Origin of the sequence: Aeromonas sp. 82P (genome assembly GCF_051919365.1) — a bacterium.
Lineage (GTDB): Bacteria > Pseudomonadota > Gammaproteobacteria > Enterobacterales > Aeromonadaceae > Aeromonas > Aeromonas veronii.
In genome coordinates, this window is record NZ_JBQBEV010000001.1 from 3,487,952 (window position 1) to 3,510,099 (window position 22,148).

Annotated in this window: 15 protein-coding genes and 1 tRNA gene; 11 read left to right on the top strand and 5 right to left on the bottom strand. The window is 55.1% G+C overall.

The window, feature by feature from the left end; genetic code table 11:
* Nucleotides 1-51 precede the first annotated feature (51 nt).
* The 5 genes from ACTG2S_RS15840 to ACTG2S_RS15860 all read left to right on the top strand — a co-directional run bounded on the left by ACTG2S_RS15840 (nt 52) and on the right by ACTG2S_RS15860 (nt 8,745).
* A complete protein-coding gene (locus tag ACTG2S_RS15840) occupies nt 52-1,047 on the top strand; it encodes a 2Fe-2S iron-sulfur cluster-binding protein (RefSeq protein ID WP_439982888.1) in 996 nt (331 codons plus the stop codon).
* Nucleotides 942-4,262, top strand: a complete 3,321-nt coding sequence (gene fdhF, locus ACTG2S_RS15845) for a formate dehydrogenase subunit alpha (RefSeq protein ID WP_439982890.1) — start codon at nt 942-944, stop codon at nt 4,260-4,262. Before ACTG2S_RS15840 ends, fdhF begins: the two co-directional genes overlap by 106 nt.
* A gap of 299 nt (nt 4,263-4,561) precedes the next feature.
* Entirely contained in the window at nt 4,562-5,650 is a 1,089-nt protein-coding gene (locus ACTG2S_RS15850; RefSeq protein WP_323886880.1) for a tyrosine-type recombinase/integrase, read from the top strand.
* A 33-nt stretch (nt 5,651-5,683) separates the two neighbouring features.
* Complete coding sequence (locus tag ACTG2S_RS15855) at nt 5,684-7,915, top strand: AAA family ATPase (RefSeq protein WP_439982894.1); 2,232 nt, start codon at nt 5,684-5,686, stop codon at nt 7,913-7,915.
* Nucleotides 7,915-8,745 (top strand): hypothetical protein, encoded by an 831-nt coding sequence (locus ACTG2S_RS15860; RefSeq protein ID WP_323886884.1) that lies wholly within the window; start codon nt 7,915-7,917, stop codon nt 8,743-8,745. The genes ACTG2S_RS15855 and ACTG2S_RS15860 overlap by 1 nt, the downstream gene beginning before the upstream one ends.
* Here the strand turns inward: ACTG2S_RS15860 and ACTG2S_RS15865 are convergent.
* A complete protein-coding gene (locus tag ACTG2S_RS15865) occupies nt 8,742-9,053 on the bottom strand; it encodes a hypothetical protein (protein ID WP_319921448.1) in 312 nt (103 codons plus the stop codon). The genes ACTG2S_RS15860 and ACTG2S_RS15865 overlap by 4 nt on opposite strands.
* A gap of 367 nt (nt 9,054-9,420) precedes the next feature.
* Between ACTG2S_RS15865 and ACTG2S_RS15870 the strand changes: the two genes are divergently transcribed.
* A complete protein-coding gene (locus tag ACTG2S_RS15870) occupies nt 9,421-10,251 on the top strand; it encodes a hypothetical protein (protein ID WP_439982897.1) in 831 nt (276 codons plus the stop codon).
* A 211-nt stretch (nt 10,252-10,462) separates the two neighbouring features.
* On the opposite strand, the gene repC is transcribed toward ACTG2S_RS15870, so the two are convergent.
* From repC to ACTG2S_RS15890, 4 genes are all read right to left on the bottom strand, one after another.
* Nucleotides 10,463-11,299 (bottom strand): replication protein C, IncQ-type, encoded by an 837-nt coding sequence (repC, locus tag ACTG2S_RS15875; protein WP_043160086.1) that lies wholly within the window; start codon nt 11,297-11,299, stop codon nt 10,463-10,465.
* On the bottom strand, nt 11,289-12,155 hold the full coding sequence (locus tag ACTG2S_RS15880) for a helicase RepA family protein (RefSeq protein ID WP_139737372.1): 867 nt from the start codon (nt 12,153-12,155) through the stop codon (nt 11,289-11,291). Before ACTG2S_RS15880 ends, repC begins: the two co-directional genes overlap by 11 nt.
* 645 nt (nt 12,156-12,800) lie before the next feature.
* Nucleotides 12,801-12,876 (bottom strand) — tRNA-Thr (locus ACTG2S_RS15885).
* An 89-nt stretch (nt 12,877-12,965) separates the two neighbouring features.
* The gene (locus tag ACTG2S_RS15890; RefSeq protein ID WP_274161835.1) at nt 12,966-13,706 is read right to left on the bottom strand and encodes a phosphatase; all 741 of its coding nucleotides are present in this window, start codon (nt 13,704-13,706) and stop codon (nt 12,966-12,968) included.
* A gap of 469 nt (nt 13,707-14,175) precedes the next feature.
* Here ACTG2S_RS15890 and ACTG2S_RS15895 point away from each other — a divergent pair, with 469 nt between their 5' ends.
* The 5 genes from ACTG2S_RS15895 (at nt 14,176) to ruvC (ending at nt 22,148) form a co-directional block, all read left to right on the top strand.
* On the top strand, nt 14,176-14,829 hold the full coding sequence (locus ACTG2S_RS15895) for a TetR/AcrR family transcriptional regulator (RefSeq protein WP_005334507.1): 654 nt from the start codon (nt 14,176-14,178) through the stop codon (nt 14,827-14,829).
* Between the two features lie 48 nt (nt 14,830-14,877).
* The gene (locus ACTG2S_RS15900) at nt 14,878-17,217 is read left to right on the top strand and encodes an acyl-CoA dehydrogenase (protein WP_274161836.1); all 2,340 of its coding nucleotides are present in this window, start codon (nt 14,878-14,880) and stop codon (nt 17,215-17,217) included.
* A gap of 166 nt (nt 17,218-17,383) precedes the next feature.
* Nucleotides 17,384-20,446, top strand: a complete 3,063-nt coding sequence (locus ACTG2S_RS15905; RefSeq protein WP_274161837.1) for an efflux RND transporter permease subunit — start codon at nt 17,384-17,386, stop codon at nt 20,444-20,446.
* Nucleotides 20,447-20,461: 15 nt separating this feature from the next.
* On the top strand, nt 20,462-21,511 hold the full coding sequence (locus tag ACTG2S_RS15910; RefSeq protein WP_201948289.1) for an efflux RND transporter periplasmic adaptor subunit: 1,050 nt from the start codon (nt 20,462-20,464) through the stop codon (nt 21,509-21,511).
* A gap of 115 nt (nt 21,512-21,626) precedes the next feature.
* Nucleotides 21,627-22,148 (top strand): crossover junction endodeoxyribonuclease RuvC, encoded by a 522-nt coding sequence (gene ruvC / locus ACTG2S_RS15915; protein ID WP_005334512.1) that lies wholly within the window; start codon nt 21,627-21,629, stop codon nt 22,146-22,148.

Sequence of the window (22,148 nt, forward strand, 5' to 3'; positions counted from 1 at the left end):
CTCCCTGTCGCTTCCCCTGCTGGCTCCGCCAGATGCAGCATTTTCTGCGCCTTGAAACCGAGTTATGACGCCATGCTCACCATCACCCTCGATGGAGCTCAGTTGACGGTTGACCCGACCCAGACCCTGCTCCAGATAGCAAAACAGCACCAGATCGACATCCCCTCCCTGTGCGGTGACAACACCAACGGCCCCAAGACGCCGTGCGACCTCTGCGTGGTGGAGATTGCCGGGCTCGGCATCCGGCGCGCCTGCGAGACGCGCCCCAAGGCAGGGATGGTGATCACAACGCAAAGCGAGGCACTGAGCGCGCACCGCCAGCAGGCGCTCGGTCGCATCCTCTCGGATCACTACGCCGATTGCGAGGCTCCCTGCCAGCGCGCCTGCCCGGCCGGGGTGGACATTCAATCCTATCTGCACCACATCGCCATGGGGGATCACGAGGCGGCAATGGCCGTCATCAAGCAGACCCTGCCAATGCCCCTCTCCATCGGCCGGGTCTGCCCCGCTTTTTGTGAAGCGGAGTGCCGCCGCACGCTGGTGGATGAGCCGCTGGCCATTCGTCAGCTCAAGCGCCATGCCGCCGATCTCGATCTGGCAGAGGTTGCCCCCTATCAACCGGCAAAGAAGCCCGCCAAGGGCAAGCGGGTGGCCATTATCGGCAGCGGCCCGGGCGGCCTCACCTGTGGTTACTATCTGGGTTACGAGGGATTCGAGGTCGACCTGTTCGAGGCGATGCCCGAAGCGGGTGGCTGGCTGCGCTACGGCATCCCCGAGTACCGGCTGCCCAAGGCGATCCTCGATCAGGAGATCGGCCTGATGTGCCAAAGTGGCATGCGGATCCAAACCCAGCAGCGACTGGGCAACCAGATCACCCCTCGGCACTGTGCCGCGACTACGATGCGGTCTGTCTGGCCGTCGGCGCATCCAAGGCGGTGCCGATGGATTACCCGGGCAGCACCCTGGCAGGTTGTTATCTCGGGGTCGATTACCTCAAGGATCGGATGCTGGCCAAGCGGCTCACCACCGGCAAGAGGGTGGCGGTGATCGGGGGTGGTAATACCGCTATCGATTGCGCCCGCACGGCGGTCAGGCTGGGGGCTGACACCACCCTTATCTATCGCCGCACCCGCGCCGAGATGCCCGCCGAAGCCTACGAAATCGACGAGGCGGAGCACGAAGGGGTGCGCTTTTTGATGCTCACCAATCCGGTAGAGAATCTGGCCGATGAGGCTGGTCGCGTCTGTCAGGTGCGCCTCGAGAAGATGGCTCTCGGCGAGCCGGACGCCTCCGGTCGCCGCCGCCCGGAGCCCACCGGCGAGTTCTTCCTTGAAGAGTTTGATACCGTGATTGCGGCGGTGTCGCAGCAGCCGGATCTCAGCTTTATGGAAGGGGAGCCCCTCACCCTCCCCTTCACCCGCTGGCAGACTTTAGAGTCCCACCCCGAGACCATGCACAGCGGCCACGGCAACCTGTTCGCCATCGGCGATCTGCGCCGCGGGCCTGCGACCGCCATCGAAGCGGTCGCCGATGGTCGCAAGGCCGCGCTGGCGATCGATCAGTTCCTCCACGGTGACATGATCGATCCTGTTCGCCCCTTCAACGCCTGCAAGGCTCCCACGCTCAAGCAGGTCGATCCCGCCCAGTTTGCTCACCTGAAAAAAGTCGCCCGCACCATCATGCCCCATCTGGCAGAGCAGGATCGCGAGGGCAGCTTTGCCGAGGTGGAGCGCGGGCTGAGTGATGTCGATGCCCGCAACGAAGCCAGCCGCTGCCTCGAGTGTGGCTGTCAGGCCAACACCAATTGTGCACTGCGCGACTACGCCACCGAATACGAGGTCGAGCAGAGCGCTCTCGATACCAGCCAGTGCCAGAAGTTTGCGGTGGATAACAGCAGCGAATTTATCGTGTTCGATGCCAACCGCTGCATCGGCTGCGGCCAGTGCGTGCAAACCTGTGGTGAGCAAGCGGTGCAGGGTGTGCTGCGATTTGCCAAGAACAGTGATGGCACCCTCTCGAACCGGCCGCAGTTCGACACGGGACTCTCGATGGGCGACTCCCACTGCGTGCAGTGCGGCGCCTGCGTACAGGTCTGCCCCACCGGGGCCCTGGTGGATGCCCGCGACAAGTCGCAGGGGCGCACCGAGCTGCTCACGCCGGTCAATACCATCTGCACCTACTGCGGGGTCGGCTGCGGCGTCACCCTCTATGTCGATGAGGCGCGCAACCGCATCCGCTATGTGGAGGGGAACCGCAACTCACCGGTCAACCAGGGGCTGCTCTGCGTCAAGGGACGCTTCGGCTTTGACTTTATCCAGAGCGAGGAGCGCCTCACTACCCCGCTCATTCGCAAGGATGGCAAGCTGGTGCCCGCCAGCTGGCAGGAGGCCATCGCTCTGGTGGCCGAGCGCTTCACCGCCCTGCGCAAACGCTATGGCAGCGATGCACTGGCGGGTTTTTCGTCGGCCAAAACCACCAACGAAGAGAACTACCTGTTCCAGAAGTTCATGCGCCGGGAGCTGGGCACCAACAACGTGGATCACTGCGCGCGGCTCTGCCACGCCTCCACCGTTACCGGGCTGGAGGCGTCACTCGGCAGTGGCGCCATGACCAACGACATCCCGAGCATCGACCACTCGGATCTCATCTTCATCATCGGCTCCGACACCTCGGCAGCCCACCCCATCATCGGCTCCCATATCAAGCGGGCCGTCACCACGGGCAAGGCGCGGTTGGTAGTGGCCGATCCCAAGCGGATCGAGATGGCGGACCATGCCAGCCTCTATCTGGCCCACCGCCCCGGCACCGACGTGATGCTGCTCAACGGCCTGATGCAGCAGATCATCCAGAACAACTGGCACGACAAGGCCTATATCGCCGCACGAGTAGAAGGGTTCGAAGCGCTGCAAGCGGAGGTGTTCTCCCCGGCCTATGCCCCGGACAAGGTCGCCCTCGTCACCGGCGTACCGGCCGAGCAGGTGATCGAGCTCGCTCGCCTCATCGGCACCGCCGAACGCACCGCCGTCTACTACTCCATGGGGATCACCCAGCACACCACCGGCCACGACAACGTGCGCGCCATCGCCAACCTGCAACTGCTGTGCGGCAACATCGGCATCGAAGGGGGTGGCATCAACCCGCTGCGGGGCCAATCCAACGTGCAGGGCGCCTGTGACATGGGGGCGCTGCCCAACTGCCTGCCCGGCTATCAGAAGGTGGCCAACCCCGAGGTGCATGCCCGCTTCGTGGCAGCCTGGCAGCAGCCAGACTTGCCGCGCACGCCCGGGCTTACCCTCACCGAGACCATAGATGCCGCCTGCGCGGGCAGCATCAAGGGGCTCTACGTGATGGGAGAGAACCCGGTGCTGAGCGATCCGGATCAGCACCACGTCATCGAAGGGCTCAAGCAGCTGGAGTTTCTGGTGGTGCAGGATATCTTCCTCTCGGAAACTGCCCAGCTCGCCGATGTGGTGCTCCCCTCCTGCTCCTTTGCCGAGAAGAGCGGCCACTTCACCAACACCGAGCGGCGGGTACAGCGCATCTCCCCCGCCCTCAAGGCACCGGGCGACGCGCGGGAGGATTGGTGGATCATCCAGCAGATCGCCAACGCCATGGGCGGCGACTGGCGCTATCAGAACCCGCAGGAGATCACCGCCGAGATCTGCCGGGTCACCCCGCAATACGCCGGCATCCAGTGGGACAAGGTGGGAGCGCAAGGGCTACAGTGGCCCTGCAACGATGCGGCGCCCGCAGGCACTCGCCTGCTCCACGGCAAGCAGTTCACCCGCGGCAAGGGGGAGATGGTCGCGACCCCGTTCCGCTATGCCGCCGAACTGCCCGACGAGACCTATCCCATCGTGCTCACCACCGGCCGCCTGCTGGAGCAGTTCCACACCGGCACCATGACCCGCAAGACCAAGGGGCTCGACAAGCTGGCCGGGGCGCGGGTGATGATGAGCGTGGCGGACGCCGAGCGGATGGGGATCAGCAACAGCGAGCGGGTCAAAGTCACCAGCCGCCGCGGCCATATCGAACTGCCCGCCTTCGTCACCAAGCGGATGCAGCCGGGTGTAGTCTTTATCCCGTTCCACTTCGCCGAAGCCCCGGCCAACCGGCTCACCATCAATGCCACCGACCCCCACGCCAAAATCCCCGAGTTCAAGGTGGCAGCGGTGCGCATCGACAAGCTGGAATCCCCGTCGCAAACTGGAGAGCTCTCCATGCAGAAGGAGCCAGCCAAGCCAGACATCGAGGTTGCCTGAGAGGAATAGCAAAACCTGCGTAGCCGCCTGCCGGGAGGGTTGGACCGCTGCCCCTTCCCCTTTGGGGTTGCGATAGCAAAAGAGGGGGATGAGAAGAGTCACCAGCCAGAAAGCACAAAGGGTTAGCTTCACCGAGAAGCTAACCCTTTGTTTTATATGGTGCCGATAAGGGGAATCGAACTCCTGACCTTCGCATTACGAAGGCAAACTTCAATTCATATAAATCAATAACTTTTTCCATTTAATATGGTTTGTGCCACAATCTTGCCACACTCAGCAGCAAGTTATGGTATTTGGCTATGGCAACGTTCCGTAAGCGCGGCCCCTATCAATGGGAAGCCCAGGTACGCCGCAAGGGGTATCCGGCTCAGAGTAAAACCTTCAACACAAAGGCGGAGGCGGAGGCCTGGTCTAAAGTCATTGAATCTGAGATGACCCGAGGGATTTGGGTCAGCAGAGCCGAAGCTGAAGCAACCTCGCTTTATGAGGCTCTATGCCGCTATGAAACTGAGGTTGTTCCGCATAAAAAGGGAGCCGTGCAAGAGCTCTCACTGATCCGCATCTACAAGACATTACCTTTGGCATCACGCGCATTGGCATCCATTCGTGGAGCGGATGTTGCAAAGCTAAGGGACGAGTGGCTGAAAGATTATCAACCTGCAACAGTCCTCCGGCGGCTTGCCCTGCTCTCTCACATCTTCAACATGGCCCGTAAAGAATGGGGAATGGAAAGTCTCTCCAATCCACTGGAGCTAATTCGTAAGCCCCAAGCTGATAACGCACGTACAAGGCGCATAGCAGCTTCTGCAACGCCAGCACCTTGTCCCCAGAGCCAGGATGAAGAAAGCGCACGTAGAGCATCAGAAGGTGAAATAGAGCGGATCATCGCTGCCAGTGGCTCAAGGGTCTTACCATCGTTGGTCATACTGGCATTGGAAACGGCCATGCGGCGGAGTGAACTGGTTAGCTTGCGCTGGGAGCACATCGATCTGGAACGCAGAGTTGCACACCTGCCATCGACCAAAAATGGCAGTGCGCGCGATGTGCCGCTATCAACTCGCGCGGTTGTTACTCTGCAATCTGTAGGAGTCGCTGCTACAGGTCGGGTTTTTGATATCCGAGCTGATGCGGTAACACGAGCCTTTGAGCGGGCAGTCCTGCGAGCTAGACAAACCTACGAGCGAGAGTGCCAAACTCAAAATTTGATACCAGTAACCAATTTTCTCAGTGACCTGCGTTTCCACGATCTGCGTCATGAAGCCACTTCTCGTCTGGCTGAGATATTTCCTATGCACGAACTCACAAAGATCACCGGACATAAAGACCCGAGAATGTTAATGCGATACTATCACCCTAGAGCTGAAGACTTGGCTAGAAAATTAACTTAATCAGTTTGTTTTTATACATTCGAGGAGATGTATATGAGTGATGAAATAATAAAAACTGTCAGAGTTAGTAAAAATCTAAAGAATCTGTACTTAGATCCAAATAACTATCGTTTCATTGACAATGAGAAACATATTTTTGTTAATAATGAAGAGGTTTTAGATTTTCAGGTTCAAAAAAGAACTAGAACATTCATTGAGGGGTATAAGCAAGAAAATATCAGAGATTTGATTGCCAGCTTTAAAGCTAATGGCTTTTTAGAGATAGATGTTATCCAAGTAAAAGATATGGGTGACAATAATTATCTTGTTTTAGAGGGTAATAGAAGGGTTACCGCACTAAAATCCTTACAGGAAGATTTTGAGAAAGGTTTTCCCATTGGCAATCTAAATCCATCTATATTCAAAAGCGTCCCTTTTGAAATACATAGTCATGAGGAAAATGAAAAACATCTCATTGTAATGGGATTAAAACATATCAGTGGTAATAAGAAATGGTCTACTTACAACCAGTCAAAATTACTATATGATTTTTTGAAACCATATGAGGTTAATTCAAGAGAAGAATATCTTTCAAAAGAAAATGAGCTATGCGAGTCTTTAGGTATTTCTAAAAATAGATTGAGAAGCATGGTTCGTATTTATAATCTCATATTAGCATATAAAGCCAGTGATTATGGCACTCAATTTCTTCCGTCGATGTATGGTATGTTTGAAGAAATCATTAAGAAGCCAGTCATAAAAAATTGGCTTGGATGGAGTGATGATGGATACTATGCAAGTAACAATATAAATTTAGAGCGTCTATTTTCTTGGATCTCCGAAACAGAGGAATATACACATAATGACTCTTCAGATTTAGGTGATGATGACGAAGAATCTGAAGGTGAATATGAAAAGCTAGAGCCTATCATTACAAAGTCGCTCGAAATTCGTGATCTGGCACTATTCATAAATAATGATAGTGCGGTTGAAACCATGGAGCGTGAGCGGAGTTTAGCCAGAGGCTTGGCTGCAAGTGGCTCTGTAGACAAGCAGAACTACCATAGCGCTTTATCTAAACTAAATGAATCGATAAAAACTCTTACTCATTATAGAAGTTTGGTAACTATTGAAGATACTCAGCAATTGAGTGATGCAAAAGAGCACCTAACAAGTATTCTACCGAAGAAAAGTAGTCTAGATATTGAAGGTGGAAATCACACGATCTGTTTTGAGTTTGGAGTCCAGAAACATCTCACATCTATAAATATAGAAAGATATAAGGTTTTTAAAGAATTCAGCTTAGATGGCTTTAGCAAAATAAATATACTTGCGGGATTTAACAATAGTGGCAAAACCAGCTTACTAGAAGCAATTTACCTGTTAACCCAGCAGAATGATATATCCTCATTCTTCAATCTCATTAAGAGGAAAAATAAAGAGCAATCATTGAGCCCTGTTTTTTTGAACAAGATGTTTACAAAAAACATAGCTATAAGTGGTATATATAATGACATTAGCACATCAATAAACCTTAGTAAATTTGATGCTATAGACATAGATAAAAGAGATGATTATATATCCTCCTACAAGTTGACATCTTTAATTGATGGACGCCAATTAGATAACAGAGTTCATACCTTTGTACATGAAACAATGCAGAGAAATAGCGACAAGGTAGAGCGACTTTGCCCTGCAGTTTTTAAAAGCCCTTATATATATGATGTTGATGATCTAATTACAGATTATACAAAGTGCATAGAAACCAAAATTAATCTCAATGGGATTTCTAAATCCGCGATTAAACTAGTCGTTGAGTTTCTAGAAAAAATAGACCCTAGTATTACTGATGTAAGATTTACCAATGAGTCAGAAATAAAAAGATTTATTGTCGAATCGACCTTATCAAAGGAATATGACTTTGATATAACGACATATGGCGAAGGATTGCAGCGCATTTTCTATATAGCTATGTCATTCGCTGCTTGTCGAAATGGTGTTGTATTAATTGATGAATTTGAAACGGCAATTCATTACTCATTGCTGGTTGAATTTTCTGAATTTGTACAGATGTTGGCTGAAACATTTAACGTTCAATTATTTATAACAACACACTCTAACGAGTGTATTCAAGCCTTTGTTACAAATAAATGTGATAGCACAGCTATTATGGCTTATCAATTAAGTAATAATAGTGGCACAATAACAGTAAAATCTGTTTCAGGTGACAGACTCAGCTATTTAATTGAAGATATTAGCCTTGATATTCGTGGAGGAAAACAATAATGAACAAAATTATTGTTGCTATCTGCGAGGGGGGGCATGACATTGCTTTTATATCAAGAGTATTGTTAGCTCATGGTTTTAATAACTATGATAAAAAAATCAAGGACTTTTTTGCGCCATTTGATAAAAAGTTCTTTAATGCCATGGCATCAGCAAAAGTTGATGAAAAAAAACTTGGTTATCAACCTCCTCCTAGTGAAGTTCCATCTATGGCTTTATCTACAGAAAACAGTCTTGTTTTCCTACATAGCATGGGAGGTGATACCTTCCGAGAAGAGAGAATAAACTTAATTAACTCATATAAAAATGTAAAGGGTCAAGATGGTTTTAGCCAATATGAGTTTGACTTCAGATTTATCTATTTCCTAGATGCAGATGAAATTGGTGTTGCGGGTAGATTGCAACAAATCAATGAGGAATTGCAACTGGAAAATGGAATAGCAAATAATGGTGATCTTATAGTGCATCAAGGAAATGAATTCGGTGCATATGTGTTCCATGATGCCGCAAATAATATGGGCACTCTAGAGAATATTGTCACAAACCTACTTAGAGTAAATGGTGATAGAGAATATATCGCCGCTAATGAATTCATTGAAAATAACATGTTGGATACTGAGCGCCAGAAAGAGATAAGATATAGGGAGGGAGCTCAAGTTTATTATGGACAGCCAAAGTTCTACAAGAGCAAATCAACAATGAGCATAATGGGGCAATTGCAATTTTCTGGTTCAAGCAACATAGTTTTTATAAAAAACACAGACTTTATAAAGCTAGAAAATATACATGCATGCCCTCACTGCACTATGATTACAAGACTTTTTAGTTAAATCGTTAAGTCACTGCCATTAATTGGTAGTGACTTTTTTTCCTTACGCTTTGCCATCAGGGCATTTTTCATTAACTCACTTGACTTGATCATATCTGCTCTAAGTTCATCCAACTCTCTTCTTGTAAGAAGTTGTACCGCAAATTTCTTATTATTATCCAAAATATCAAACTCCCTTAACCATTGAGCACCATCGGTGCGAATAAGGAATAGTGAAGAAGCTACTCCGGCTTGCCGGTTAGCTAACTTCACACATCCTGCCCGCAATTCAGCCTTGTAATCATGAAGGAAAGCATGCATCAGCAACAAGGGAAATCATACAAATCATCTGCGGACAGGATAGCTAACGAAAAAACTTATTCTTTTCAATAGGTTTACCCACCTCTTCCACTCACTTTCCATCCCACATCCATACACTTTACAGATTGGAGTTGAATGATCAGGATGGAACGCCAAGGGAAAAAATTCCTCAAGCCTGGCTCCCTCACCGGCACCTAGCCCCATCAGCTGCCACCAAATCAACTATGCCGCACCGCATCGGGGCATCCAAGATTCTGACCGCTGGAGAACAGTTCAAGTGAAAGAGCTCCTGCAGGCTAAATTGCTCAAGCTGATGATTGTCAAGTGAGGCTTTAATCCATACGATATTGCGTAAACCTTAATGCTTGAGGCACAGATGAATCAGCGTACCGAATTGTGGCAACAGCGTCGCCAACAAGCCAGACAGAAGAAGACTCCTCCAACTAGCTCACCCGAACAGACGCTAGTCTGGGTACAAATTGCCCTGGCCTTGCTCCCACTCGCAACAGCATGTATCTACCTTTTCGGTATGGCATGGCATATGGGATACGTTAGTGTTTTTCATGTTGATAGCAGCGAATTTCCACTTTCAACAGAACAAAATTTATTAGTTGGTACTATCGCACTGGTTACCAACATAGCACCATATATAACTTACCCACTTGCTGGTTTTGCATTGGTTTTAGTTCTATTATTCATCGCTGCATTTACTTCCGAGCTATTAAAAAAACTATACAAATGGCATCAAATTAAAATGCATAGGATTGATGATACCATACGACAGAATTCCACATTCAAGTTGCTTACAAAAAATGCAATAAAACCACAAGAAGCGTCAAAATGGGAAAGCTTGCTCGATAAACTTTTCACCTTATTTATTCAATACAGTTACTTGATAGGCAGTGGAATAATAATATTCCTGCTCACGATCTACAGCTACAGCAATGGAAAAAATGAGGCTGGCACCCAGATAGAAAAGATGAAAAGAAAAGAATTCCCAGCGGCTCATTGCATCAAGTATGCGGGTATCCCAGAAGAAATATCAGCGTTGCGAATTATTTGCAATGCCACTCAATGTACCTTCTGGACTGAGCAATATGGCACTATCTATCTGCGTCATGATCAGGTTGTTAGTGCCTCTATCCCCCCTGCTGAACCAAACAGTAAAAAGTCACCTACATGCAACCGCTCTACGACTCCAGATTAACTCCAATCAAAACATGAATGGCCCTTGCAACCTGCCCAAAGGGCTGCAAGGGCCTGTGTCTAGTGGATTATCTTATGGATAATCTTGGATCACTTCTCCAAAAATACCTTAACCACATGTTTTGAAAAGATTTTAAGACCAATCCCTGGGAATGAAAGTGCACCAGTTGGGAACGTTAGTTCACCAGTTCGGGAATGATAGTGCACTGAAATTACTCCAAAGATCTGTTCCGTGGCCTGCGGATCTCCCACATGTCTTTTCGATATTCAGTTACCAACCAACCTATCGTAAACAGCTCTCCTACGGCTCTACGGGCAATCTGCTGGCGCTTTCTCATCGCATCAGCAATCGCAGGATCCGGCCAGATGTAATTGCATAGAGTATCCAAGGACGCACGTCCTGATTTGCCAGGATCGATCCATCCGCATAGGCGTTGATGGATCAATCGAGCAGGATCGCTCTTGAGGCTACGCACTTCATTCATATCGATGCGAGCATGTGGCCGCCCACCGAGAACGGCTTCTGCAATCTGTGGGTTCAAGCAGATGTATAGCGCGTTATCATCCTCATCAAAGAGATGGCTCATCAGGTGGAAAGATGCACAGCGAGAGTCGCCTTGAATGACAACGGTGACATTGGACATCCTGATCAGGCTAGCCTTTAGGGTTTTAAGGTTTCTGCCGCTTTTGCATAGACCAATCTCTTCGAGTAGCTGAGTGATACGAGACTGCACCACCAAGCAACGGCAGTCCGCACTATCAAACTCAGATGCCAAGGCCAAACGAAGTCGCTTAGGAATAGCTGCTGATGGCGCAGAGGTCAGAATAACGCCCTTGGGGCCGGATAATGCAACCAGCCCTTGTAGCAGCCGCATATCATCAGCCCCTAACGGCTCAAAACCAATAAAACGAGCGCTTTGGTTCTGTCCATAGCTATACGTCACATCCAGCTTTAGCTTCTTTCTCTCCCCTCGCTTTAAACTGCGGAAAAGACCAGGAGCAAGGCAGTGCATCGGATCATGGCGCGCATGGGTAAGCTCAATAGCCATGAGCAAACCTCCTTCGCTCTCGCGCCTGGGGAGGTTCCATGAGTTGTACCGGATGTAATACGCCCCCTTCCTGGCGTTCAAACCATTGATCTTTGATCGCAGTGCCATAGTTCTGCTTGGATACCCCAAAGCGCACAAACGCACTGCGCCGAGAGCTTCCGATGGGTGTACTACCGCGTTGAATCTCGGTTAGCTGGTTTGCTTCTTCTTCCCCCATCCGCACGATGTAACCACACCATCGGATATTATCAATCAACGCTGATGCACCTCTGGCTGCCTGCTGCTGATCAAGACTGCCATCCCTCGCGCTCCCCTTGCTGGCGTGATGTAAATAGAGCACCGCAGCCCCCGTATTTGCGGCCAGCGACTCAAGTCGGGTAATCAGCTGGGACATGTCTCCGTTACTATTTTCGTCCATCTGATGCATACGGCTGAGGGTGTCGAGAACAACAAGGCGATATCCATCTACCTTCTGCAGCAAAGCCTGAAAACAGTCCGGATTCATCAGATCTAAACTCACCCCCATCATCGGTTCCAATGCGAGGTTTGTGGCAATAGAGGCCCTCGCTTTGGGCGATAGATGTTTGCCAAGCGCATGGACGCGATGACTAAGCACTGCAGCCGGATCTTCACCAGCCATATAGATCACTCGGCCTGAACGGGTCGGGCGTAGTTGCAACAGATCGCCATCAGACTCTTTGCAAGCCACAGCCATTGCGGCCTGCAATGCCCAAAAACTTTTACCTGTTGCTCCTGGTGCAATCAGTGCTCCCACAGTACCGGCCAAAAATCCAGACCATATGAAGTCAAGAGCCGGCGGCTCCTGTTCAAACGCAGCTAGTAGGTCAAGAGCCATGGCTTACCTCTTAGCGTTTGAATTCTGTGACTTTTGTCGTGCTAGCTGCTCGGCTTTGGTTGGCCGGCCACGCCGAGGCATATCTGCCGATTTAACCGCTCGGTCATCCAAACCTTGGCTAATGACATGTTCAGCAAGCCAAAGCTCAACATCTTCAGCACGCCAGAGCAAACGCTTGGTTCCTGGTAAACGGCAGATAGGGGGAAGTGAACAAGGGTTGCGAGTCGCGTCACTACGGATGCTAGCAACGGATTTATGCAGACAGAGAGCCAATTGCTCAACAGTCAAAAGCACCACGCTGGAGGTGGTAATAGAGGTTTGTTTCATGGTCATAACCCATCAAGGCGGCAAGGGTCATCGAATAGCTGTGCCGGTTAGCTAATCGGTAATTGACCTGAGCGGCACCGTGCCCGGCCTTGAGGGTATAAAGAATTAGTGCCTGTCGTCCGATGTTACGTAACGAGACGAAATGAAGTCTACCAGCAGTGTTTTGCTATGTCATGCACTGGCAAGCGCCATTCGCCGCTATCAGGCCAGTGTGGCATGCCACAATTTTGCCACACTGGATAAGCTAAATGCTGCATTCCAACGCTCAGTAACGCATCAAACCGCAACACACAAACAACTGTTTTAGTTGATAAAATTTGGTGCCGGTAACAGGAGTCGAACCTGCGACCTTCGCATTACGAATGCGCTGCTCTACCAACTGAGCTATACCGGCTTGTTGCTATCCACATTCATGAAAAATGACCGGCAAGTCAATTGAGCCAGCTCGATTTTATGAGTTGGCTCATGGTGTTAGAGCCCGCTTTACAGATCGGCAAACTCGGGGATATGGGCCCGGCCGCGGCTTTCGAGAAATTCCAGCAGGGCGCGGGGGGAGCGCACCAGGATCCGCTCTTGCGGGAACCCCGTTTCGGTCACCAGACGGTGGCAGTGGTCAAAATCGCCAAGGGTAAATGCCACGTGGGAATCGGAGCCGAAGGTGAGATAGGCGCCCAGATCTCGCGCTGCTTCGACTATGGCACGGCAGTTGCCTTCACTACCCGGGCGCGAGTGAATGAAGGAGGAGTTGTTGATCTCCAGCGCCACCCGATAGTCCGCCGCCGCCTTGACCACTGCCTGAATGTCGATGGGAAATGCGGGGTTGCCCGGGTGGCTGATCATATCGACCCGGCCGCTCTTGATGGCGTTGATCATCGCCTGGGTGTGGGTTGCCTGATCGCAGGGAGGGAATACCTGCTCATGAAAACCCGCCATGATCATGTCGAGGCGCGACTCATAGCGCTCGGGAAAATCGATCTCCCCGTCGAGGTTTTTGATGTTGGCCTCGATACCCCGCAGGATCCCCACCCCGTCCACCACTCTTGGCAATATCGGCAAGTTGGCAAAATGCCAGACATGAGGGGCATCGGCCATCTCGGGGCCATGATCCGTGGTGGCGAACAGCTTGATCCCCTTGGCCCTGGCTATCGGCAGATAGTCGTGGATGGTGCTGTAGGCATGGGTGCTGGCAATAGTGTGAGTGTGGGTATCGACCGGGTACTTCATCTTCTCTCCCCTCATATTTTGAAAGGGCAGCATAGCAAAGAGCGGCAGCTTGGGCCACGCCAGTGCTTGCCACACTTTGTCACAAAATACCGCGAAGCTGACATAGTCTGAGGGGCTCTGGCTGGCATACTGCCCCCGTCGATACATGCCTGAACTCGCATCGACAGTTTGCCGTCAGGATGACGCGAACTCACTTTCCCCACCGTCGCGCCCTGCGGCGGTTTTTTTTTACCTGCAAACCGCAAACCGGTAACAGACGCGCAAAAAAAGGCCCAACTAGCATGGTGCAAGTTGGGCGAGACTTAATGTTTAATTGCAGTGGCATAGATATAGAGTCCTGCTTTTTGACTAAGTTCCGCCCACTTTGCTTTTTTCATCGAAAAACATTCCGCTAACACTCATTCACATTCTCTTGACACTTCACGTTATGAAACGTACTTTTTAAACATTCGTTTAAGTGAGGTGTCCAGTGAGTAAAATCGATACCAAAAACCGTATTCTCGACGCCGCTGAAGTGCTGTTTGCCGAGCGGGGATTCGCCGATACCTCTTTGCGTCTGATCACCAGTGAAGCCGACGTTAATCTGGCGTCGGTGAACTATCACTTCGGCTCCAAGAAGGAGCTGATCCAGGCGGTGCTCGACCGTTACCTGAGCCTGTTTATGCCGGATCTCGATGCCCGGCTGCGGGTGCTGATGGAGCAGGAGCAGCTGACCCTGCTGCAACTGTTTGAAAGCTTCGTCGAGCCGCTGATGAAGCTCTCGGCAGTGCGGGCCAACGGCCCGGCCATCTTCATGCAGCTGCTGGGACGCGGCTATATCGACAGCCAGGGCCACCTGCGCCGCTTTATCACCGCCCACTATGGCCCCATTTTGCAGCGGATCACCCAGGCCATCTCCAAAGCCAATCCGGCCCTGTCGCCCGCGGATCTCTTCTGGCGCCTGCACTTCACCCTGGGCACCGTCGTATTCACCATGGCCTCTGCCGATGCCCTGCGCGACATCGCCCTGGCCGACTTTGGCCAGCAGCTCGATGTGGAAGGGCTGGTGCGCAACGTTATTCCTTATCTGGCGTCCGGAGTCGGGGCGCCCGTGGAGTCGACCAGGCTCTCCCTGGCCGTGTAACAACCAACAATAAATCAACGGAAACAGTGAAATAGAAGGAACTTCGGTATGATCACATTGCTTGTCCTGCTGGTGCTGGCGATAGCCGTTGTGCTCGGCGTACCCTCCATCCGTAAAAAGGTGGTAACCCGTCCGGTGTTCGGCATCTTCAAAAAGATACTGCCGCCCTTGTCAGCTACCGAGCGGGAGGCCATGGAAGCCGGCTCCGTCTGGTGGGATGGCGAGTTGTTTCGCGGCAACCCCGACTGGAAAAAACTGCACGGTTACGGCAAGGCCGAACTGACCGCAGAGGAGCAGGCCTTTATCGACAATCAGGTCGAAATCCTGCTCGCCATGGTTGATGACTTCAAGATCGTCAACGAAACCAAAGACCTGCCGGAGCCGGTATGGGACTATCTGAAGAAGGAAGGCTTCTTCTCCCTGATCATCCCGAAATCCTACGGCGGCCGCGAGTTCTCGGCGATCGCCAACTCCACCATCGTCACCCGCATTGCCACCAAGAGCCTGAGCGTGGCAGTCACCGTTATGGTACCTAACTCCCTCGGCCCGGGTGAGCTGCTGATGCACTACGGCACCCAGGCCCAGAAAGATTTCTGGCTGCCGGGACTGGCCAATGGCAAAGAGGTGCCCTGCTTCGCCCTGACCGGGCCGGAGGCGGGCTCCGATGCGGGCGCCATTCCTGACAAGGGGATCGTCTGCAAAGGGATGCACAAGGGTGAAGAGGTACTGGGTATTCGCCTCAACTGGAACAAGCGCTACATCACCCTGGCGCCGCGCGCCACCGTGCTGGGGCTGGCGTTCAAACTCTATGACCCGGAAAAACTGCTGGGTGACAAGGAGGAGCTGGGTATCACCTGCGCGCTCATCCCCACCAGCCACCCGGGCGTGCGCGTCGGCGATCGCCACTACCCCATGGGTCTGGCGTTCCTGAACGGCCCGACCTTCGGCAAGGATGTGTTCATTCCGCTCGACTGGATCATCGGCGGCCCGGATTACGCCGGTCGCGGCTGGCGCATGCTGGTGGAGTGCCTCTCCGCCGGTCGCGGCATCTCGCTGCCTGCCCTGGGCACCGCTTGCGGTCATATGGCGAGCCGAACCGTGGGCGCCTACTCCTATGTACGCAAGCAGTTCGGCATGTCCATCGGCAAGTTTGAAGGGGTGCAAGAGGCGCTGGCTCGCATCGGCGGCCTCACCTATCAGCTGGAAGGGGCCCGTCGTATGACCGCAGGTTCCTTGGACTTGGGTCAGGCACCGGCCATCGTCACCGCGATTTCCAAGTACCACATGACCGAAATGGCGCGTCAGATCATGGATGACTCCATGGACATCCACGCCGGTCGTGCCATCCAGCTGGGCCCGAAAAACTACACCGGCTACGCCTACATGGGTATTCCGGTGGCCATCACGGTGGAAGGGGCCAACATCCTGACCCGCAACCTGATGATCTTCGGGCAAGGGGCTACCCGCTGCCACCCGTACGTCTTTGCCGAACTGGAAGCGGCGGCCGATACCGACGTGGAACGCGGTCTCGAGAAGTTTGACGCCCTGCTGATGAAGCACATCGCCTTCGGCGCCGGCAACTTCTTCGGCTCCCTGTTCCAGGGGCTGACTCTGGGCCAGTTCAACAGCGCACCGGTAGCTGGCGAAACCGCCCGCTACTACAAGCAACTCTCCCGCATGAGTAAAGGGCTGGCCCTGTGCGCCGACGTCTCCATGCTGATGCTGGGTGGCGATCTCAAGCGCAAGGAGATGATCTCCGCCCGCCTGGGTGACGTGCTGAGCCATCTCTATCTGGCCTCCGCCACCCTCAAGCACTACGAGGATCAGGGCCGCATGGTCTCCGACCTGCCGTTCGTGCAGTACGCGGTGGAGCGCAACCTCTACCTGATTGGCAAAGCGTTCGAGGGCTTCTTCCAGAACTTCCCGAACAAGGTGGTGGGTGCCGTACTCAAGCGCGTGGTGTTCCCGTTCGGCGTCGGTTACAAGATGCCGGCCGACGATCGCTGCCACGCCATCTGTCTGGCCATGATGAAGCCGGGCGAGTTCCGCGACCGTCTGACCGCTCTCTGCTATGTCGGCAAAGACGAGGCAGATCCGGTCGGCCTGATGGAGCGTGCCTTCCAGGCCATGGTCGCCGTGCAGCCCTACGAGAAGAAGCTGGTGCAGGCCCAGAAAGAGGGCAAACTGCCCCGCAAACTGGCGCTGCCGGAGCTGGTTGCCGCCGCGCTGGCCGGTTCCATCCTGAGCAAGGACGAAGCGGACAAGCTGCTGGCCGCCGATGCCCTGCGCTACGAAGCGATTCAGGTAGATAACTTCGCCCCGGGCGAGCTGGAAGGCTTCTCCCAGCAAGCAAACAAGCAGCCAAACAAGGTCGAGCACGCCGCCTGATCCCCTAGCAAACCTGTACCAAACCGGCCCTCGTGGCCGGTTTTTTTGTTTGTTAACCATGCATTTACAAGCCGGGAGAATTCCAGTTAAATGCTTGAGTCCCTTTGCAGGGGCTTTGGAAGCAAGGCCAGCGGAATGGCCGATAACAACAACTCAGGAAGAGTGAATGAACCTCGCCAAAACGGCGATCGAACGCCCCATCTGGGTGGCGGTCTCGATCGTGCTGATTTTCCTGCTGGGCCTGCTCAGCATCCGGGGACTGCCGATCCAGCTGTTCCCCGACATCGACCGTCCACACCTCAACATCTCGGTGAGCTGGCGTTCCGCCTCGCCGCAGGAGATGGAGTCGGAGATCACCGACCCCATCGAGCAGGAGATGCAGGGGGTTCAGGGGCTCAAGAGCCTTGTCAGCAACAGCTATCCCGGCTTTACCGAAATCGACATGGAGTTTGCCCTCGGCACCGACATGCAGCGGGCCCAACTCGATGTGATTTCGCGGCTGAACCGGGTTTCGGGATTGCCGGACAAGATCGGCGGCCCCTACGTCAACAACTACAGCAGCAACGATACCCTCACCTTCTTCTTCATCCAGCAGCTGCCCGGCGCCAAAGGGGTGATCGATGATCATCAGGCGCTGATCGAGGCGCGGGTCAAACCCGAGCTGGAGCGTATCGAAGGGGTCTCGACGGTCGCAGTCGAGGGGATCAACGAGCGCCAGATCCAGATCCGCTTCGACCCCTACCGAGCCGCCGAGCTGGGGGTGGAGATCCCGGTGCTGGCCAGCCGCGCCACCACCGGCTGGGACGTGTCGGCCGGTACCCTCGACATCGGTCGCTGGGAGTACAAGCTGCGCTTTGCCGGTCGCTACGATGTCGAGACGCTGGGGGACAAGGTGGTGGACTGGCGCGATGGCCTGCCCATCTATCTGCGGGATGTGGCGGAAGTAAGGGTGGCCAGGGAAGAGAACCCGGTGCTGCGGATCCAGAACGGCAATACCGCCATCGCCGCCCAGATCTTCAAGGAGAGCGGCGCCAATGCCCTGGCCTCCCTTGAGGCGATCAAGGCTCGGGTGAACGAGCTCAACCGCGAGGTGCTGGAGCCGGTCGGGCTGCACATGGAGCAGTCGTTCGATGCCTCCCTCTACATCAATCGCGCCGTCAGCATGGTCACCGCCAACCTGGGACTCGGGGTGCTGCTCTCTTGCGCCATCCTCTGGCTCTTCCTGCGCCAGCTCAAGGCGACCATGATGATTGCCCTCGCCATCCCCATCAGCATCATGCTCACCTTCTGCCTGCTCAAGGTGATGGATCGCACCCTCAATATCATCTCGCTGGCGGGCATCGCCTTTGCTGTCGGCATGGTGCTCGATGCCGCCATCGTGGTGCTGGAGAACATCTACCGGCGCCACGAGCGGGGGGATTTGAGCAAGGCGGAGGCGGCGCTCGAAGGTACCCGTCAGGTGTGGACGGCGCTGGTCGCCTCCACCCTCACCACGGTTGCCATCTTCCTGCCGGTGCTGCTGCTCAACGATGTGGAGGGTCAGCTGTTTGCCGATCTGGCGCTCACCATCGCCTGCGCCGTGACAGTCTCCATGCTGGTCGCCGTCATCGTGCTGCCTGCGGTGGCGGCGCGCTGGATGGGACATGAAACACTGACCGATCCCTATGAGTCGCTGTGGCAGCGCACTACCCGTCACGTGATCCGCTGGACCTCGACCTCACGCCAGCGCTGGACGGTCATCACCCTGATGATGAGTCTGCCGGCACTGGCCACCTGGGCGCTGCTGCCCAAGATGGACTATCTGCCGGACGTGAAACGGGACGCGGTGGATGTCTGGATGAACTTCACCCCCGGGGTCAACCTCAAGGCCCAGCGCGAAGAGGTGATCGATACCCTGATCGCCCGCCTCGCCCCCTACATGAAGGGGGAGAAAGAGCCTGCCCTCAAGAACTACTACATCTTGCGCTACCCGGGGGGCGCCCAGATTGGCGTGCGCCCCAAGGACGAGACCCGTATCAAGGAGCTGGAGAGCCTGTTGATGAAACAGCTGCTGGTAGGCATTCCCGACACCCGGGTGTTCGGCGGTCAGGGGTCGCTGTTTGGCGGCTTTGACAGCGAGAACGGCGTCTCCCTGCTGCTGCAGGGGGGTAACCTGCCCGAGCTCTATCAGGCGGCCCGAGCCAGCATGGGGATCCTCAGCAAGGACCTGCCGGGAGCACAGATCCGGCCCGAGCCGAGTCTCGACTTCACCGCCCCCGAGCTCAAACTGGTGCCGCAAGATCGGCGTCTCGCCGAAGTGGGTTGGGATCGCACGCCCCTGCCCACCATCATCCAGACCTTTGGCGACGGCTTGCGGGTTGGCGAGTATTTCGACGGCGAAGATCGGCTCGACATCATGCTGATGGGACAGAGCTCCGCCAATCCGGACGAGCTGAAGGCAGTGCCGCTGGCCACCCCCTCCGGGCGCATCGTCCCCCTTGGCGAGCTGCTGCGGGTGGAACACGACATGGGCCCGGCCAGCATCTTCCGGGCCGATGGGCGGCGCAGCATCAGCCTGCAGATAGCGCCCCCGGCGGGCATGACCATGGAGCAGGTGATCGACACCCTGAAAAACCGCAGTTTTGCCGCCATCCGCCCCCTGCTGCCCGCCGGTGGCGAGCTGCGCATTGCCGGCAACGCCGACAGCCTGCAACAGGCGCTCGACAATCTGGGGACCATCTTCCTGTTCGCCGTGGTGATCCTGCTGGTGCTGCTGTGGGGGGTGTTTGCCTCCCTCAAGGATGCCCTGCTGGTGCTGCTCACCCTGCCCCTTGCCTCGGTTGGCGGCGTGCTGGCGCTGCAACTGAGCGGGCTGCTGGTGCCGCTGCCGATGGATCTGCTTACCATCATCGGCTTTGTCATCCTGCTGGGACTGGTGGTCAACAACGCCATCCTGCTGGTGCATCAGACCCGCACCGCCGAGCGGGACGGCATGAGCCGCCAGCTGGCGGTGGCCGATGCCCTGCAAAGCCGGATGCGTCCCATCGCCATGACCAGTCTCACCAGCATCTTCGGCATGCTGCCGCTGATGCTGAGCCCGAGCGAGGGGAGCGAAATTTACCGCGGGCTCGCCACCGTCATTGTCGGCGGCATGAGCTGCAGCACCCTGTTTACCCTGATCCTGTTGCCTGCCTTCCTGCGTCTCGGGGAGCAGGTGGCGATCCCACAACCCCTGCGCCAGCGGGCCTGAGCAAGGAGCTCATCGATGACACACATGATTACCCGAATGTTGGCTGGCGCTGCGCTGATTGCAGGCAGCGCGCTACCGGTATTGGCCGTTCAGGGCAAGATGGTGACCCTGGCGGATGTGACCCAAGGGGATGCGGCCGCCAATATCTGGGTCAGCGGCACGGTGGCGAGTCGCCAGCAAGCGGCGCTCAGCGCCGAAGTGAGCGGCCGGGTGGAGTGGATCGCCGAATTTGGCAGCCGGGTCAAAAAAGGAGATGAGCTGCTGCGCCTCGACAGTACGGCGCTGCGCCTCTCGCTAGAGCAGGCTCGCGCCGAGCAGGCGAAATGGCAGAGCAACCTGCGCTTCGCTCGCGCCGAATCCCAGCGGATCACCCGGCTGCACCAGCAAAAGAGCGCCTCCCAAAGCCAGTACGACAAGGCCAGTTATGATGTGGAGCAGGCCGCGCTGGCCGAGCGGCTGGCCGCCATACAGGTGAACCAGATTGAAGAACAGCTGCGCCGCAGCCACATCTATGCCCCGTTCGACGGGGTGGTGAACAACCACTTCATCCAGCCCGGCGAGCATGTGGACGCGGGCGAGCAGGCGCTGGAGCTGGTCAACCCGGATCAGCCGGATATCCGCCTGCAGGCCCCCATTCTCTGGGCCCAGCAGCTGGCGCCGCAAACCCGGCTGCAGGTGGAGGGGGAGCAGCTGAGCGGTCACGGCGTCTATTACCAGCGAGCCGCCAGCGCCGATCCCAAGTCGCGCCTCATCGAGCTGCGCCTCAAACCGGAAGCGGGCACCTTCATCATCGGCTCGCCGGTACGGGTTGCCCTGCCACTGGGGGATCAGCAGAGCATGCTGCTGCCACGGGATGCCCTGGTGCTCGGCACCGATGGCAGCGTGGTCTATCAGGTGGCGCGAAGCGGCAAGGCGCTCAAAGTGAATCGGGTGCCGGTCACCGTGCTGTTTGGCGACAGCCAGCAAGTGGCAGTGAGCGGCGCCCTCAAGCAGGGGGATCGGGTGGTGGTGCGCGGCGCGGGCAGCCTGCAGGATGGCGACACCATAGCGCTGTTCAAGGGCTAACCACGCCCGACGCCGGCTGGCCAATCTTTGCCCGCTTGACCCGGGACATACAGCCAAACGAGCCACAGTTTGCTATCTTGGCGGCCATCACTCGCGTTTAGAGCAATCAACACCCATGAGCATTATTTTGGGCATCGATCCGGGTTCGCGGATCACCGGATACGGGGTTATCCGGGTCGTGGGCGGCAAGGCCGAATACTTGGGCTCTGGCTGCATCCGCACCGATTGCGGCGAGCTGCCGGAGCGCCTCAAGCAGGTCTATGACGGGGTATGCGAGATCATCACCCAGTTCAAACCCACCGAGTTTGCCATCGAGCGGGTCTTTATGGCCCGCAACGCCGACTCGGCCCTGAAACTGGGGCAGGCCCGGGGCAGCGCCATCGTCGCCGCGGTCAACGCCTATCTGCCGGTGAGCGAATACTCAGCCACCCAGATCAAGCAGGCGGTGGTCGGCACCGGCGGCGCCGCCAAGGAGCAGGTGCAGCATATGGTGACCCATCTGCTGAAACTCTCCGCCACCCCGCAGGCGGATGCAGCGGATGCCCTCGGCGTCGCGCTCTGCCACCTGCACACCCGCCAGAGCCTGATCAAGATGGCCGGCCGCGCCAGCAGCTCGGTACGTGGCCGCTATCGCTGA